Source organism: Paenibacillus ihumii, assembly GCF_001403875.1.
In the GTDB taxonomy this organism is placed as follows: Bacteria; Bacillota; Bacilli; order Paenibacillales; family Paenibacillaceae; genus Fontibacillus; species Fontibacillus ihumii.
This window is the reverse complement of sequence record NZ_LN884299.1, coordinates 2011142-2028517: the sequence shown is the minus strand read 5'-3', so window position 1 is coordinate 2028517 and position 17376 is coordinate 2011142. Positions and strand designations below refer to the sequence as shown.

General features: G+C 51.3%; 14 protein-coding genes and 1 riboswitch. Of the genes, 3 read left to right on the top strand and 11 right to left on the bottom strand.

The features are described 5' to 3' along the window. Positions 1-148: 148 nt before the first annotated feature. The 4 genes from BN2762_RS16600 to BN2762_RS16585 form a co-directional block, all read right to left on the bottom strand. On the bottom strand, positions 149-823 hold the full coding sequence (locus BN2762_RS16600) for a 3D domain-containing protein (protein WP_055108025.1): 675 nt from the start codon (positions 821-823) through the stop codon (positions 149-151). A 2-nt stretch (positions 824-825) separates the two neighbouring features. After that, positions 826-1006, bottom strand: a riboswitch (cyclic di-AMP (ydaO/yuaA leader). Positions 1007-1191: 185 nt separating this feature from the next. Beyond that, positions 1192-1914, bottom strand: a complete 723-nt coding sequence (locus BN2762_RS16595) for an amino acid ABC transporter ATP-binding protein (protein WP_055108024.1) — start codon at positions 1912-1914, stop codon at positions 1192-1194. After that, positions 1901-2575, bottom strand: a complete 675-nt coding sequence (locus BN2762_RS16590) for an amino acid ABC transporter permease (protein ID WP_055108023.1) — start codon at positions 2573-2575, stop codon at positions 1901-1903. Before BN2762_RS16590 ends, BN2762_RS16595 begins: the two co-directional genes overlap by 14 nt. A 134-nt stretch (positions 2576-2709) precedes the next feature. Further along, positions 2710-3519, bottom strand: coding sequence for a transporter substrate-binding domain-containing protein (locus BN2762_RS16585; RefSeq protein ID WP_055108022.1), 810 nt, complete (start codon positions 3517-3519; stop codon positions 2710-2712). Between the two features lie 474 nt (positions 3520-3993). Here BN2762_RS16585 and BN2762_RS16580 point away from each other — a divergent pair, with 474 nt between their 5' ends. After that, positions 3994-5739: an alpha-glycosidase gene (locus BN2762_RS16580; RefSeq protein WP_055108021.1), complete on the top strand. Its 1746-nt coding sequence runs from the start codon at positions 3994-3996 to the stop codon at positions 5737-5739. A gap of 97 nt (positions 5740-5836) precedes the next feature. On the opposite strand, the gene glgA is transcribed toward BN2762_RS16580, so the two are convergent. Together glgA and glgB are read right to left on the bottom strand one after the other, a co-directional pair. Then, complete coding sequence (gene glgA / locus BN2762_RS16575) at positions 5837-7273, bottom strand: glycogen synthase GlgA (RefSeq protein ID WP_055108020.1); 1437 nt, start codon at positions 7271-7273, stop codon at positions 5837-5839. Continuing rightward, positions 7270-9207 carry a 1,4-alpha-glucan branching protein GlgB gene (glgB, locus tag BN2762_RS16570; RefSeq protein ID WP_055108019.1) on the bottom strand — a complete coding sequence of 646 codons (1938 nt, stop codon included), beginning with the start codon at positions 9205-9207 and terminating at the stop codon, positions 7270-7272. Before glgB ends, glgA begins: the two co-directional genes overlap by 4 nt. Positions 9208-9404: 197 nt before the next feature. Here glgB and BN2762_RS16565 point away from each other — a divergent pair, with 197 nt between their 5' ends. Next, a complete protein-coding gene (locus BN2762_RS16565) occupies positions 9405-10631 on the top strand; it encodes a glucose-1-phosphate adenylyltransferase (RefSeq protein ID WP_055108018.1) in 1227 nt (408 codons plus the stop codon). 127 nt (positions 10632-10758) lie between these two features. On the opposite strand, the gene BN2762_RS16560 is transcribed toward BN2762_RS16565, so the two are convergent. The 5 genes from BN2762_RS16560 to BN2762_RS16540 all read right to left on the bottom strand — a co-directional run bounded on the left by BN2762_RS16560 (position 10759) and on the right by BN2762_RS16540 (position 16258). Further along, positions 10759-12264 carry a sensor histidine kinase gene (locus tag BN2762_RS16560; RefSeq protein WP_055108017.1) on the bottom strand — a complete coding sequence of 502 codons (1506 nt, stop codon included), beginning with the start codon at positions 12262-12264 and terminating at the stop codon, positions 10759-10761. Beyond that, positions 12261-12959, bottom strand: a complete 699-nt coding sequence (locus BN2762_RS16555) for a response regulator transcription factor (protein WP_055108016.1) — start codon at positions 12957-12959, stop codon at positions 12261-12263. Before BN2762_RS16555 ends, BN2762_RS16560 begins: the two co-directional genes overlap by 4 nt. Before the next feature lie 35 nt (positions 12960-12994). Further along, positions 12995-14269, bottom strand: coding sequence for a hypothetical protein (locus tag BN2762_RS16550; protein ID WP_055108015.1), 1275 nt, complete (start codon positions 14267-14269; stop codon positions 12995-12997). Then, a complete protein-coding gene (locus tag BN2762_RS16545; RefSeq protein ID WP_055108014.1) occupies positions 14266-15000 on the bottom strand; it encodes a phosphonate ABC transporter ATP-binding protein in 735 nt (244 codons plus the stop codon). Before BN2762_RS16545 ends, BN2762_RS16550 begins: the two co-directional genes overlap by 4 nt. A 64-nt stretch (positions 15001-15064) precedes the next feature. Continuing rightward, positions 15065-16258: an MFS transporter gene (locus BN2762_RS16540; protein WP_055108013.1), complete on the bottom strand. Its 1194-nt coding sequence runs from the start codon at positions 16256-16258 to the stop codon at positions 15065-15067. Between the two features lie 199 nt (positions 16259-16457). On the opposite strand from BN2762_RS16540, the gene BN2762_RS16535 reads away from it, so the two are divergent. Continuing rightward, positions 16458-17372, top strand: a complete 915-nt coding sequence (locus BN2762_RS16535) for an ArsR/SmtB family transcription factor (protein ID WP_055108012.1) — start codon at positions 16458-16460, stop codon at positions 17370-17372. Positions 17373-17376: the final 4 nt, after the last annotated feature.

Sequence of the window (17376 nt, the reverse complement as noted above, 5' to 3'; positions counted from 1 at the left end):
CTCTCCCTTGTGAATACTTCCCTTATCTATACGGAAGGATGACTAGGTTGGTGCCGCTTTTTTACTAAATCATCAATTTAGGAGTCGATCAGCAAACCAAAAGCCGGCCGATGTCTCCCTGCCACATCAGCCGGCCATTGTGTATTTATTAATCTATGACATACAGCTTCAAATCCTGAAACCCGAACTGGCTAACCTTCTGCGGACTCGCCGGAATGAAAATATCAATGCGGTTGCCTTGGATTGCGCTGCCTTGATCGGTTGCCGTCGCAACGAACGCATTTTTCGGCAAATCAGGATGGCTGTGTCCGGTCACCAGCACCTTTGTTCCCATCGGGATTACCTTAGGATCAACGGCGATGGTTCCAAGCTTCAGGGGATTGCCGTAGTAATCGACGGCCCCCCACTTTCCATTCTCGCTGGCCGCTGCGGAGTAGGCGGTTGCTTTGACGTCGATCGTAGATTTGTAATTAAACGACTTCCCCCAGGCCTTCACGACCCGTTCCGATGAAAGCACTTTAAGCGTCGATAGCGCCTGTACCTCGCTCGCTGGAGCAGACATGGCCTGCACACCTTGGCCGGGAATCGTTATGCTCAGTCCCTCGTAGATATTCGTTGCTTCAATGCTCGGATTCGTTTGCATAAGCTTGTCCAAGTTGACTCCGTACTGTTTAGCTAGAAGGAAGAAGGTATCTCCATCCTTCGCTTTATGTACTGAATCGGCATAAGCTGGCATGACGCTCAGTGCGCCTGTTATTCCTGCTGCAATCACCGCCACCTTGATACTTCTGCTCCATTTACGGCTTCTAAGCTGTTTTAACATGCTGTTCCTCCTTTAAGTGCCTGCGGAGTTAGTTGTCGGATTCGGGAAAAAGGATAGCTCCCGGCGCAGATTTAAATCCATGCGCTTCACCCCTAGCAAGCAGCCCTGTGCGAACTTTAACGCCAATGCTTGCATAAATCGTCCCCCGCACCTGCTATCGCAGAGTTTCGGCCGTAATGAATATATCACAATTTTGTAACCTATGGAGCATGCAATTGTTTCCAATGGTAAACGAACCAGCTATTATCAAGAAAATATCAATTCGCCAACCATGACAAAAAATTAAATTTTTAGCTAAGAACGCACAAAAGCACAAAAGCACGGCCATGGGCCATGCTCGATAACATAATAACTATATTATTTTGGAATTATAGTACTTTGCTTAAAAAATCCTGTGTACGCCGGTTCTGAGGGGAACCGAACACCTGCTGCGGCGTTCCCTGCTCGATAATAACGCCTTGATCCATAAATAGAATGCGGTCGCCAACCTCGCGGGCAAAGCCCATCTCATGCGTAACAATCACCATCGTCATACCGCCCATGGCCAGCTCCTTCATGACTTCAAGCACCTCGCCTACCATCTCCGGGTCTAACGCGGACGTCGGCTCGTCAAACAGCATCACATGCGGCTCCATCGCCAGCGCCCGTGCTATTGCAATACGCTGCTTCTGGCCCCCCGATAATTGGGACGGGTAAGCTTTGCTCTTGTCCTCAAGGCCCACTTTGCGCAGCAGCTCCAGCGCCTTGGTCTCGGCCTCCGGCTTGCCCTGCTTTTTCACCTGGATCGGAGCCATCATGATGTTGTCCAGCACCGTCTTATGAGGAAACAGATTGAAATGCTGGAACACCATGCCCATCTTCTCGCGGGTTTTGTTGATATTATGATTTTTACCGGTAATCAGCTCGCCCTCGAAATTAATTTCACCGCTCGTCGGCTCCTCTAGCCGATTCAGGCAGCGCAGAAACGTACTTTTTCCCGATCCGCTGGGCCCGATAACAACGACCACCTCACCGCGGTTGATCTCCAGATCGATGCCTTTCAAAATATGCAGCTGACCGAACTTTTTATGCAAATCCTTAACGGTTATCACTAGCCTGCAATCTCCTTTCGAAACGACCCAAAATGCGGGAAAGCGTAAAGGTCACGATAAAATACATCACGGCCACGATCAGGAACGGAAGCATGCCGTTGTATGTAATACCCTGCACCGCACCAGCCTGGAACATCATCTCGGTCACCCCAATAAAAGATACGATGGACGATTCCTTAACGATGACCACGAACTCGTTGCCGATCGCCGGCAGCACGTTTTTGATCGCCTGCGGAATAATAATGAACCGCATTGTCTGCCCCTGCGTCATCCCCAGCGAACGCGCCGCTTCGCTCTGGCCCCGGTCTACGCCCTGAATGCCCGCCCTGAATATTTCGGCCAAATAAGCCGAGCTGTTAATGGACAGCGTAATGGCCCCGGATTCGATAGGATCAAAATTGATATCGAACATGTAGGACAAGCCGTAGTGGATAATCATCAGCTGCACTAGCATCGGCGTGCCGCGCAGGAATTCCACCCAAGCATGGCCGACAAAGCGCACGATTCCCCATGGCGACATTCGAATCAGGGCGACGACCAAGCCCAGAATGAACCCGAAGAATACACCGAGCGCTGCGAGCCATAACGTATACTGCAGCCCGGTCAGAAAGTAACTGCGGTATTCCCAAAACATCGTTCCAAAGTCAACAAAAAAATCCATAAACCTATCATTCCTCCAATTGAAAAGACAAACTGCCCCGCTGTCGCCCGTTTCTTAAATAAAATAGAAAAATAGCGAAGGTGCTCCGCTATTTTCCTGCCATCAAGCTGTATCGTCATAGTGACCAGCGCCGATTAACGAATGGACAGATCGCTGGCTTCTTGTACGAACTTATCAATGCTGCCATCCTTCTTCAGGCGATCCAAGGTAGCGTTGACTTGATCAAGCAGCTCTTTGTTCCCTTTCTTGATCCCGACTACGTAGCCCTCGTCCTCTGTTTCCGGCACTGCATCCGTAATTACGATTCCCTCGACGTTCTTCACGAACGATTCAGCCACCGGACCCTCGATAATTGCGACGTCCACACGCCCCGAATTCAGCTGCATGATGATGTCGGAAATTTTAGCCAGGGAGGTCAGCTTTGCGCCGGGAATTTCTTTGGCGATGTCCTCCTGAATCGAACTCTTCTGGACGCCGATTTTCAGGCCCTCCAGCGATTCAAGCGTCGAATATTTGTCCTTATCCGCTTCTCGGGCCACGACGGCCTGCTTGGCGTTGTAATAGATTTGCGACATCTCGATTTCCTTAGCCCGGTCAGGTGTAGGACTCAGTCCGGAGATAACGATGTCCACCCGGCCGCTGCCAAGCTCGTTCAGCAGGGAGGAGAAAACCATGTCCTTGATTTCCAGCTCCGCGCCCATATCCTTTGCAATCTCTTTGGCGATTTCCACATCAAAACCAACGATTTCGTCTTCCCCTTTATCATTCTTGATATGGAATTCATAAGGCGGGAAGTCGGCGCTCAATCCGAGAATGAGCTTCTTCGTCTCTCCCGCGCCAGCTCCTTGCGAGCTGTTGTCTTTCGTTTCCTTGTCCTGTCCACAGGCCGCCAGCACCGTAGTAAGCAGCAGCACAGCCATTAATAATGTACCCCATTTTTTCATTTGTCTCTCTCTCCTTGCTTGTTCTGAAAATAAATCATCGTCTCATGATTTCACTGGGCTAATTATAGATCATTATGCATATATATGCAAAAGAAATTTTCGACATTTTTCCTTCCTTCGTCCATTCCCGATTATACCCCTGGTCAATTGCCGCGCTTCCTCCAATGCTTTAGCGGTTTAAATCAATCCCGTATAAATTGGATTCTATATCCATTTTTACCCGCCCAGTCTTAATTATGGCTTGGAACTCCTATCGCTTTATCACGGCAGCGCATTACCTAAATCAACCATTTTATACATCGGATTTGTGACAAAGTTCATTGACGTTTTTCAGAGCTCCGCCTTCTGTTTGATCAGACATAAGCGCTGAATACCTAGCCATTCATGAGCTCCCCTTATTCAGGGAATAATGGTTCATACTCAGGGACAATTGGTTATTAATTAGCTGTACCATGAAGTTAAGGAGGTGACCGCATGCTGCTTGAAGCTTTGTACCATGTGCCTCGCGATAAATGGGCTTACGCTTATAATCCCACGACGATTCATCTGCGTGTGCGCACAAAACGGGATGACGTAGAGAAGGTATTCGCCATGACCGGGGATAAATATGACTGGCAAACGACCTACCAGGAATTAGCTATGGAAAAAGCGGCCCATGACTCGATGTTCGATTATTGGGAGGTCGCGGTGAAGCCTAAATTCAAACGGCTCTCATATGCCTTCAAGCTGGTGGCCGGCAGCGAGACCGTGTATATGCAGGATAGCGGAATCGGTCATCAGCCCCCGACGCCGCCGGGCGAATTGTACGAATTTCCTTATATTCACGAAATCGATGTTTTCAAGGTGCCGGAGTGGGCCAAGGAGGCCGTATTTTATCAGATCATGCCCGAGCGTTTTGCGAACGGCGACCCTTTGAATGATCCGGAACATACGGAGCCGTGGGGAGGCAAACCGCGAACCGACAACTTTTTTGGAGGGGATTTGCAGGGAGTACTCGATCATCTCGATGATTTGACAGACCTCGGCATTAACGCTATTTATTTCACGCCGCTCTTCACGTCCCCATCCAACCATAAGTACGATACGATCGATTATAAGAACGTCGACCCTCATTTCGGGGATAATGCGCTATTGAAAAAGCTGGTTGCGGCCTGTCATGAAAAAGGGATTCGAGTGGTGCTCGATGCCGTATTCAATCATTGCAGCGAGCAATTTCCTCCGTTTCAGGATGTGCTGAAGCATGGACAGCATTCAAAATATATCGATTGGTTTCACATTAACGAATTTCCGGTGTCCATCAAAAACGGCATTCCAACCTACGATACATTCGGTTTCTTCGGCAACATGCCGAAATTCAACACCGCGAATCCTGAAGTGAAGGAATATTTGCTGGGCGTAGCCGAATATTGGATTAAAGAGATCCATCTCGACGGCTGGCGCCTGGACGTCGCCAATGAGATCGACCACCATTTCTGGCGCGACTTCCGGCAAATTGTCAAAAAGGCCAATCCCGAGGCCTATATTATCGGCGAAGTATGGAGCGACTCCCTCAATTGGCTGCTTGGGGATCAATTTGATACGGTCATGAACTATCCTTTTGCCGACAAGGTGCTCGCCTTCTTTAACGGGGCCATGGACGGGTACAGCTTCTCCAATGAAATGGGTTCACTTATTATGCGCTACCCGCAGCAAACCAATGAAGTCATCTTCAATATGCTGTGCAGCCATGATACGCCGAGGCTGCTGACCAGCGTTGGCCATGACAAGCGCAAGCTGAAGCTCTGCGTAGTCTTCTTGTTCACTTACATCGGCACCCCCTGCATTTTCTACGGTGATGAGGTTGGCCTGACTGGGGAAGGCGATCCCGACTGCCGCAAATGCATGATCTGGGATCCGGACAAGCAGGACCGCGAGCTGTACGACTTCTACAAGCTGATGATTGCGCTGCGCAAGAAGCATCCGGCTCTTCGCGAAGGCCGATTCCGCTTTCTGCACGCAGACACTAATGATCCATGCATCATCTATGAGCGAATCGACGACAACGCCCATTTTACGATTTGGATGAACAATACCGAGAAGAAACGTACGCTGTCCCACCCTATCGTTACGAACGACTGGCTCGACGCACTGACCCATGAACGCGTCATGCCTGATAAAGGGATTATGAATATTAGCCTGGATCCCTTCGGTTATCGAATTTTGTACCGCAAGCTGAAATAATTGGCAGGATGTGCGCTTAAGCTGACTGCTCAACGTGAATACCCCAATGCTTCTTTAATCGAAGCATTGGGGTATTCGCCGTCGTATATAACCGTATTTATTCGCTGACAACTAATCGTTCGTAAATGCCGAGATATTGCTTCGCTGATGTTCCCCAGCTGTAATCACCGGCAAAGGCATTCCGCAGCAGCTGCTTCCAGTGCTCGGGCTGATGATAGAACATGATCCCTCTCCGCAGCGTATACAGCAAGTCGTGAGCATTGAAGTTCTTGAATGTGAAGCCATTTCCCTCGCCGGTCGCCTCGTTATAAGCTTTTACCGTGTCATTCAGCCCGCCGGTCTCGCGGACAACAGGGATGCTGCCATAACGCAGCGCAAGCAGCTGGCTGATCCCGCAGGGCTCGAATTTTGACGGCATCAGAAACAGGTCGCTTCCTGCATAGATTTTTCTTGATAGCTCGTCGCTGAACGTGATTTGTGCCGACAGCTTCTCGGGATGACGATGCGCCGCTTCCCGGAACCAATTCTCATAAGCCTTATCCCCGGTGCCGAGAATGACGAATTGAACGTCCTCGCCAAGCAGCCATTCGTCGAGAATCCGTATGACCAGATCCAGTCCCTTCGGCTTGACCAGCCGTGTGACCATCGCTACGAGCGGAATTCGGGCCGATCCCGGCAATCCCAGCTCCTCCTGCAGAGCGGCTTTATTCTCCTGCTTCTTCTTGGCGCTAGTCTTGTAGCGGGCCGCAAGAACGTGATCCGTTGCTGGATTGTAAAGCTTTGTATCCACCCCGTTGACAATTCCCGACAAACGGTCGCCTAGAGAGCGAAGTAGCCCGTCCATCCCGTAACCGTAATATGCTGTTTTGATCTCTTCGGCATAGGTCGGACTGACGGTTGTAACATGATCTGAAAACACCAAGCCTGCTTTCATAAAACTTACAGCACCGTTATATTCGACGCCCTCCGGCGTATAATAACTGTGCGGCAAACTCAGCAGGTCACCAAGCACCTCGTAAGGAAACAGTCCCTGATACAGCAAGTTGTGTATGGTGAATACGGTACGAATGCCAGCGTAATTAGGGTCATGGCGGAAGTGCTCCTTAAGCAGCAGCGGAACCATGGCGGTATGCCAGTCATGACAGTGAAGGATGTCCGGCCAAAATTCGATCGTCGGCAAAATTTCCAGCACGGCCCGGTTGAGGAATGCGAACCTTTCCCCATCGTCCCAATGTCCGTATACTCCGTCCCGGCCGAAGTAATACTCGTTATCGATAAAATAAACCGGAATATCCTCCCAGACCAGATGCTCGATACCGCCATACTGCCGGCGCCAGCCGACGGGAACTTCTACCGCCCCCAAGTGTTCAAGGAGGTCACTGTAGCGAGCGGACATATCCCGATATTTCGGCAGTACGATCCGGACATCATGGCCCGCCTGGCGCAGCGCTTGAGGCAGCGCCCCAATGACGTCAGCCAATCCGCCCGTTTTGATGAACGGCGCTACTTCCGCCGCAGCGAACAGTATTTTCATTTCTTCGTCCTCCTCTTCGTTGAAGCAGCTTGCCGCTTCACCGTCTTCTTCCAAATCGTCATACTTAGCGGGGCCATACTCATCACCAGACTATGAGGCTGCTCATGCCAAGGCACTTTGACGGAAGCCAGCGTCTGTTCCTTCATCGTTCCCGTGCCGCCATAAGCGAGATCGTCACTGTTGAATACAAGCTTGTATTCCCCGGATTTTGGCACCCCTACACGATAATCCGTTCGTGAAACGGCTTGAAAATTGATGATGACAAGCAGCGTATCGCCAGCCTTTTTGCCTTTGCGCAAAAAACAAATCACGCTTTGGGCTGCATCATGCGGATTAATCCACTGATAGCCATCGAAGCTGTGATCGAGCTCCCAGAGCGCGCGCTCCTGCAGGTATAGTCTATTCAAAGCTGCCGTATATTCCAGCATTCTCCGGTGCGACTCATACTCCAGAAGGAACCAGTCGAGCTGATCCTGATCCTTCCATTCGATAAATTGACCGAACTCCCCGCCCATGAACTGCAGCTTCTTCCCTGGCGAAGTAAGCTGATAACCCAGCAGCAGCCGCAGTCCTGCAAACTTCTCTTCATAATTGCCCGGATTTTTGTCCAGCAAGGACTTTTTGCCATGGACGACTTCATCATGCGATAACGGCAAAATGAAATTCTCCGAATAGGCGTAGCAGATCGGAAAAGTCAGCAAATGGTGGTGATTCCTCCGCTCTTGAAAGGACTTCTCGACATAGGCGAGCGTATCGTTCATCCAGCCCATATTCCATTTATAGTTGAAGCCAAGTCCGCCGTCCTCGATCGGCGCGGTTACGAGCGGCCATGCGCTGGATTCCTCGGCCATCATCAGAGCGTGAGGATAGTATTGAAATACGGTCCGATTGAGCTGACGGAGGAAGGAGACCGCTTCGAGATTCTCGATGCCTCCATGCTCGTTGAGCCGGTACTGTCCGGCATGCTTCTCAAAATCCAGGCGAATCATGCTGGTTACCGCGTCGACGCGAAGTCCGTCAAAGTGGTACACATCCATCCAGTACAGGGCATTCGAGATCAGGAACGAGCGGACCTCCGGCTTGGAGAAATCAAAGCTTAGCGTTCCCCAGCCCGGCTTCTCCGCCAGCATGGGATCGCCGTATTCGAACAGCGGTGTTCCATCGAACATTCGCAGCCCGTGAGCATCTTTTGTGAAATGCCCGGGCACCCAATCGAGCAGCACGCCGATTCCCGCTTGATGGCAGCGGTCGACGAAGTACATCAAATCCGCAGGCTCGCCATACCTGCTCGTAGGCGCATAATACCCCGTAGCCTGATAACCCCATGATAAATCATAGGGATGCTCGGCCAGCGGCATGATTTCAATATGGGTATAGCCCATACTTACGACATAAGGGATTAATTCGTCAGCCATTTCCCGGTACGTATAAAAGCTGCCATCCGTTTTCTGCTTCCAGGTGCCAAAATGTATTTCGTAAATGTTCAAAGGCCTGCGATAAGGTACTCTGTTCTTCCTTCTCCAGTTTCCGTCATTCCACTTATATCCGGATACCGATTTGACGATGGATGCCGTGGCTGGGCGCACCTCCGCATGGAAGGCGAACGGATCAGCCTTAAGGAAGGTTTCGCCGCTTGGCCCCGTAATTTCGTACTTGTAAAAAGTTCCTTCCCCCACTCCAGGGAAAAAGCGAGTCCAAATTCCCGAATCGGGTATCTTATATAGTAAATCGTTCTGCCCACTCCACTCGTTCCAGTCCGAAGCTACGCCAACCCGGGATGCATGCGGTGCCCACACGGTAAATCTGACCCCCGTACGGCCATCCTCTACCGTCAGATGAGCACCGAACGTGAAATAGCTGCGATACAGCGTGCCTTCATGAAACAAGTAAATATCGCTTTCGGAAATAACTTGCTTGGACGATTGCTCTGCCAATGACAAGGGATCACCTGCTTTTTCTTATAAGTTCCACCAACTAAATTACCCATAAATTTCATCACTGAATAGCGATTTTCTCGTTTGAAAAATAAATTGTATACTTTCATCCATTTTTTCTTCTTCTCGTTTCAAGGTCTGCATATCTCGTTTATGTAAGTACTACTACTTGAAAATCCACAGGGAGGGAAAACGACATGAACAAAAAGGATTGCATTGCCATGCTGTTGGCCGGAGGGGAAGGCCGAAGATTATCCCCTCTAACGTCCAAACAGGCAAAGCCGGCAGTACCATTTGGTAGCAAATACCGTATTATCGATTTTCCTCTCAGCAACTGCGTAAATTCAGGAATCGATACCATCGGTGTTCTGACACAATACGAAGCAGAATCGCTCCATCAGCACATCGGAGACGGCGAAGCCTGGGGATTGCCCCGAACGGAGAACGGTGGAATTGCTTTGCTTCCTTCATACAGCACAGGCCATACAGGAAATGAGGAGTACGTGGGTACCGCCGATGCCATTTATAAAAATATCGAGTATGTAGACCGTTTCTCGCCTGACAATGTCCTGATCTTGTCCGGTGACCATATTTACCATATGGATTATCGCGAGCTGTTGAATTCCCACGTCAGCCGAGGGGCAACGGCTACCATATCCGTCATGCCGGTTCCCTGGGACGAAGCCCATCGCTTCGGCGTCATGTCCATTGATAAGCAGCATCGGATCACCGAATTTGCCGAGAAACCGGAGCAGCCGGCAAGCAACCTGGCCTCTATGGGAATCTACCTGTTCAAGTGGGATTTCTTGAAGCGCCATTTGATTGAGGATGCAAACGACCCTCATTCCAGTCATGACTTCGGCAAGGACATCATCCCTAAAATGCTGGCCGGTTCCATGCCGCTTCACGCTTACGAATTCAAGGGCTACTGGCGTGACGTAGGAACCGTCCAGAGCTTATGGGATGCCCATATGGATCTGCTGAGCGAAGGCGGATGGTCCTTGCTGAACGAGCAGTGGCCGATGTATACGCGTGAAATGCGCACGAAACTGGGCTCCGTCAAAGCGCGCAGCGCCGAGATTAAGAAATCGATGATTCATGATTGCTGCAGCTTGGAGGGATGCGCGGAACGCTCGGTCATATTCGGAGGAGCCATCATTGGCCGGTATACCAAAATCAAGGACAGCATCGTCATGCCGAACGTGGAAATCGGCCGCAATGTCCTGATCGAACGGGCGATCATCGGCGAAGGTGCCGTCATTAAGGACGGAGCCATCATCAAGGGTACCGCGAACGAAATCATCGTGATCGGACCGAATGAGACCGTTCTGGCTAAACCTGCCGTCCGTACCCAGCCTTCCCGCTTACTTAAGGAAGTATACGACAATACCGCCCGCTTGCGGGCAGAAGGCCTGTCATCCTAAGAGCTTTGTCCATCCCCATATTATTATGTATATAGCAAAGAGCGGATCATCATGATCCGCTCTTTGTCATTACCGCATATTTAAATTTATTTCATACAGGCTATGGCACTGTCTTCCAATCATTTAATCATTCTCGCGTATCCCGGTTATCTGAACTACTTGTGTCCTTCCCATTCACAGCGCCGGAGCTCCCCGCATCCTCGTCGGCAGTCTCGCCGGAATCCGCTTCGCCCACCACTTCCAGAACTGGCAGCGTAACGGATACCGTAGTTCCCGCACCCAGCTCGCTATGGATGTCCATTTCTCCCTTATGCAGCTCGACCAGCTGCTTGCTGATGGCCAGGCCCAGCCCCGTGCCACCCCGGTTATGATTAACCTGGAAGAAGCGATCGCTGACTTTGGCAAGATGCTCCTCGCTGATTCCGATTCCGCTATCGACCACCTGGACGAGCGCCGTACTGCTGTCCTTCAGCGAAATGACGAGATGAACCCAGCTGTTCTCATTCGAGAATTTAACCGCGTTATCCACCAGGTTCAGGAAGACCTGCTTCAAGCGATTGCCATCGCCAATGATAATCACGGGCCGATCCGTCCGGTCATCCAGCTTCAACTGAATCTGCTTCTGTTCAGCCTTGGCCCAGACATTCAGCATCGTCTCCTGCAGCAGCTCCTTCAAGTTCACCCGGCCGATCACAAGCTTCATTTCATTTTGTTGAAGCTTGGAGAAGTCCAGCATTTCCTCGACAAGGCCGATCAGCCGCTCCGTCTCCTTAGAGATAATCTGCATGCCGATTTTCGTCTCTTCCGGATCGAAGCCGCCGGAGGTCAATGTCTCGCTCCACCCCTTGATTCCCGTCAGCGGCGTACGAAGCTCATGGGAGATCGAGGAGATGAAATCATCCTTGATCTGATTGCTGCGGACGATCTCCTCCGCCATATAGTTCAGGGTTGCGGCCAGCTCGCCAAGCTCGTATTTATAGTTCCCTTTGATTCGCGCATCGAATTTCCCCCGGGCCATCTGGGCGGATACAGCTCTGATGTTATTGATCGGCTTCACGATCGAATTGGCCAGGCCGATGCTGAACAAGGTGACCAGGGCAAGGACGGCCGAGCCGACGCCGACGGAGAGCAGCGTCAAATTCATGAGCTTGGCGTTCACATCCTCGAGCGAGGTGACGTATCTGACGATATAGCGGTTCTCCCCCCGTACTTGCAGCGGCGTCGATACGGCCATGACCCACTCCCCGGTCGATTGGCGTCCTACCCATTTGCCCACGCCGCCGGCGACGGCCTGCGGCACATCGCTCGTCTGAATCGGCCGATCCGCCTGAAACTGCGTGCTGCTGGCCCTGACTTCGCCCTTGCGATTCAAGATCATTAGCTCCGTATTATCCAGTTCGAACGTGCGCAGAATCTCTGTGAAATAATCCGGATCCCTCTCGGCGTACAGCTTCACGAATTTCTGGAAATAATCCGTCGTCCTAGTGGCGTGGTTGGACATATGATTCTCAATGGTCTGATAGTAATACGTTCTTAAGGCAAATGCGAAAATAACCTCTACCATAAACAAGGTTACAAATACTACGATGAAATAATGCAGGACGATTTGGCGTCCGATTCCTTTTTTGATCATTGCCCCTCGCCCTTCCATTTATAACCGTGCCCCCACACAGTCTGCAGGAAGATCGGTTCGGAAGGGTTGTTCTCAATTTTTTGGCGCAGCCGGCGAATGTTCACGTCAACGATCTTCGGATCGCCCATGTATTCCTTGCCCCAGACATGATCCAGCAGCAAATCGCGGCTAAGCGGCGTATTCTCCTTCTCCAGAAAATACTGAATCAGCGAAAATTCGGTTGGCGTCAGCTCGATCAGCTGACCGTTTTTCTTGAATTGCTTGCTGATCAGATCGAGCGTAAACGGACCGGAGGTAAAGGATACCTTCGCGCTGTTCTCCCGGTATACATTGACCCGTCTCAGCAGCGACTGGATCCGGGCGATGAGCTCGGTCGGACTGAACGGCTTGCTGATATGGTCGTCGGCCCCGACCGATAGCGCATAGACCTTATCCTGCTCCTGAACCTTGGCGGTCAGGAATATAATGCCGATCCGTTCATTCGTTTCCCTGATCTTGCGGCATACCTCAAATCCGTCCATTCCCGGTACCATGACATCCAGCAATGCGATATCGATATCCGGGATGCTGTTATACCGGTCCAATGCCTCATTGCCGTCCGCCGCTTCGATCACATCGAAGCCGTTGCGCTTCAAGTTGATCACAATAAAGCTGCGGATGGACTCCTCGTCTTCCAAAATCAACACTTTACTCAACTTTGCCTTCCTCCCTTTTCCTTGCATTAAGCCATCTAACGCTTAATTTCCTTCTCGCCTTTATTCACTTTCAAATCGGTGTGGCTGAGGAACCCGATCACTTTATCATTATCGCGGGCGAACAGCTCCCAATCCTCCTGAACCTGCTCCCACTCCGCCAAAGAGAAGAAGCGGATTTCCGCCAGCGTGGCATTCGTATCAATATCGACGAATTTGATATGCTCGTCCTTGACGGACTTGATATCAATCGTGACCTTGCCCCACCATTCCTTAGGAAGATTAAAATAGAACCGCCCTTCCAAGTCCATATATTGCTGCATGACGAACGTTAATCCTTTATCCGGATCCCATCTGTAATAGGAGAACAGCCATGGAATATCGTCGAAGGCGATGTACTCCCAGCCCTTCGGCGTTTCCAGCATGCCGATCTCCAGAATGCCGTCGTCATTGACGTCCCCGCTCATGATCTGATAATCCTTGAGCGTGGAGCTCTGGTCGGGAATAAGGTCAATCAGTTTCCCGTCCTCCATGATGATGATGATCGAATAGCCGGAAAGCTCCCCGGAAATAGCATCGAGGATAATTCCGCGCTTCTCCGGCGTAATGTTGCCATGGACGACGTTATAGTAGCCGCTAACTGCATTGTCGAGCTGCAGCTTATCCAGCTCCTGAAACGAGGATTGTTCGTACTGATACGTCGTAACCGTTGTGTACTGATCCTTCCTCAGCGACACGACCGTAATATCCAGCTGGCCGTCATCATTCAGATCATCGATGATAAAATAATTATAGGGCAGCTCCAGAATTCTTTCGACCGAAGAGCCGGTATATGAATAGACGATCAATCCTTTCTGGGTCTGGTTCTCCCCGCTGGAGAATCCGGCAACGATATTGATCTCTCCGGTTCCGGTAACGTCCTTGAGCTCGAAGGATTCCAGCACCTGGCCTTCCCCGTCGAACCTTACCTTCGGCACCCACGTATCATTCTGGTTCTCCAGAATCATCCCGTGAACCTTGACCTTCTCCAGCGGAGTCTCATAGAAGACCACCGCTTCCATGATGCCGTCCTTATTAAGATCGACTACCCTTATCGAGCTGATGTCCGTCGCATCCCGGGGCCGGATGACCGCCCCCTTCAGCTCCGCATTGATGACGCTTCTCAGCGTCTCCTTCTCCGAGCTGAGCTCCGGCGTCTTCATCAGCAGCTTCGGATCCATCATAAAGTTGCAGCCGCTAAGCACTAGCAGCAGCAGGGCGCTTCCCAGCAGGGGAAGCCATCTATTTACATTCAATCGTATCACTCTTTTCATGCTAAATCGATTTGGCGCTTCTCTTCCCCGGTGAGTCTTCTCCCCTTCACATCAAGCTTCAGCTGTCCATCGTAAATGCCCCAAATTCTCGTACAGAACCGCTCGGCCAGCTCGATCGGCAGCGCTGCGATTACCGTCTTCCCTTGTTCGGTGCACAGGCCTTTAAGCGTAGCCATTACCTTGTCCGCCGAATGCGGATCGAGGCCGATGACAGGCTCGTCAGCAGCGATAAACCCGGCCCCGTGAACGAGCGCCCGGCAAATCGCTACGCGCTGGCGCTCTCCCCCGCTCAGATTCCCGGCCTTGAGATGCGCCTTGTCCAGCAAGCCGAATTTCTCCAGCTCGTCCATGGCGCCCATATAGTCATCCGAGCGAACCATGCCTGTCAGGCGGCGCAGCAGCGGAGTCTGTCCGGCCTGTCCGATCAGCACGTTTTTCAGAGCCGTTTTCTCCGGATTCAGCGTGGGGTTCTGTTCCAAGTATGCGCATTTTGAACGATATTTCCCCGCCCCTTTGCCCCCTCCGCGGATGACCGTCTTCCCATCCCAAGTATAATCTCCGTCATTCCAGCTTTCCCGGAGAGCGAGGCATTGGAGCAGAATGCTTTTGCCGCTTCCGCTTGGGCCGACAACGCCGATCATTTCGCCCGTTTCAAATTCGGCGCTGATTCCGTGCAGCACTTCCTTGGTATTGCCTTCTACCGATTTCTTGAGGTTGTTCACCTTAAACATGTCATTTCTCCTTTGGTCAATGCTTCTCTTCCTCTAGTTTATTGGAAATGGCGCTGAAAATCCATTACACCATCTTCATATTTGCTGATTTCTTCCCGGCGTCCGGCCGGAATACGAATCCTGATACCGTAAATGCCAAATATAGCAGTCCGAGGAATACGAACAATAAGCCGGCCGAGCCGTAATGCATCGCGATCCCGCCCAGGTTCGGTCCTACGATGCTGCCGAGATTAAAATGAATGGAAGCGATCACGTTGGCCGTAGGCAGCAGGTGCCGCGGCAATATGTCGGCGGCGTACGCCAGGCCAAGAGAGAAAAAGGAGCCGACCAGTCCGCCGGTAACCATGAAGATCAGCATCAGTCCAAAAAAATGGCTTCCTATTAAAGGTACGATCAGGAACAAGAGACCGCCCAGGCTGCCGGCGAGCATGAGGATGATTTTGCGGCCAAACCGGTCGCTCAAATAACCGAGCGGCAGCTGAAGGATCAGCCCGCCGATGCCGAAGAACGGCAGCAGGGTCGAAATATCGCCGGCCGTAAGTCCGGTACGCAGACCGTAAATCGGGAAATTGCTGTTCATCGCCGCCTCCATATATCCGTACAGCAGCGAAGGAATGAGGGCAAACCAGGCCAGCCGGTAGATCCGGATCGTTTTGCGCTCTACGGCTGGCTCCTTGCTCTCGTCCATTTTGTCAGGAACGGTATTCGGTATTTTCCAGTAGACGAGCAGCGCGACCAGTGCAAAGAGGAGAACCAGCAGCAGGAATGGAACGAGCTGCCCGTAAGGAAGCAGCCGTATAGCCAGCGGCCCGATGCTGAAGCCGATGCCGTAGGACATGCCGTAAATCGAAATATTCCTGCCGCGCTGATTCGGAGGAGTAATGAGCAGCATCCAAAGCTGGGACGCGAAATGCAGGGCGTTATTGCCAATGCCTACGAGCAAGCGAAGAATAAACCAGACCTCGAGGCTGGAGATGAGCGGAAATAACGGCAGTGCGATCATGACAAGCACCATTCCTCCAAGAATGAGCTTCTTGAAGCCAATGCGCTCCAGCACCTTTACGGCAATCAGCGACATCCCGAAGGAACCGATATACAGCGCCGCTGCATGCAGACCGTTCACAGAGGAGGATATGCCTCGCTCCTCCATGAATATGGATAATACCGGGAGCAGCAGCCCCTGGCTCAATCCGGCGGCAATGACGACCATAATGAGAATGAATACGGGTGAAACCAGGCTTTTTCGTTGAAATTCCATTGTTGTCAATCCTGCTCCTTCACTAAAAAGAAAGAAAATCGTCAACAGATGACGACTTTCAACACTCATTTGTAAGATATAATTTCTATCAAGGCATCCGCCTGAGGCGGCCTGCAACAATAAACATTATAGTGGACAATCTCATAGCAAACAAGCCATAATGGATATGGATGTATAGATGTCAGGGAGGTTTCTTGTCATGGCATACGATGTCAAAGTTGACGTTTCTTCAATATATGAGCTCCTTAGCAGCTTCATAGTATTTACCACCCGCAAATGGGTAAATAATTTGGATGTAGGACTGGAATGGCTGGAAGAGATCGGATCCCGCTTCAGCCGCGATACACAGCTGGAGTTCGCAGCCGCGGCGCAGTACCCTTTTTCCGATTACGACGTGCTTTACGCCTGGGCCGTACATCGCCAAAATCATACGGTCGATGACTTTCTCAACGATCTGGAGCATGCTGCGAATGATACCCTTCTCCATCGTGTTAAATCCTATATTCCCGATATGAATACAGATGAAGTCGAGCGCATACGGCGCAGCTATGTTCCGCTACTGCGCAAATGGAACGAGTTGTATTTCCTCGATGTCGCTCCGCAATATACCCCCCTTCTGGAGGAGGACGCTGCCGAGAAGGACACCCTGCTGCACAAAATGGATCCGGAAGCGCTCGTAGAATATGCGTCCGGCGGAATCGTGCTAGAGCAGGACCTGCCGATCCAGCAGGTCGTGCTTGTCCCCTCGGTGCATTTCAGGCCCATTAACACTTACTGTTTCTATCACGGCGCGCTGCTGATTCAATACCCGATCGACATTCCCGAGCTGGATGAGGACGAGCCGCCTACTTGCCTTCTGCGGCTAACACGCGCCCTGGCCAATCCGGAACGACTGCGCTTGCTGCGCTATGTGGCGAACGAGCCTAAATCGCTGCAAGAAATGATTCACAATCTTGATGAGTCCGGGGACAGGCTTATGCATCATCTTATGCGGCTGCGCGTAGCCGGCCTGCTCCGCGTGCATCTCGTTGATGTAAATTCGGAGAAATTCAGCATTCGTCCGGACGGGGCTTCGGAGCTGCAGATGTTTTTGGAATCCTATATCCGGTTATAGTAAT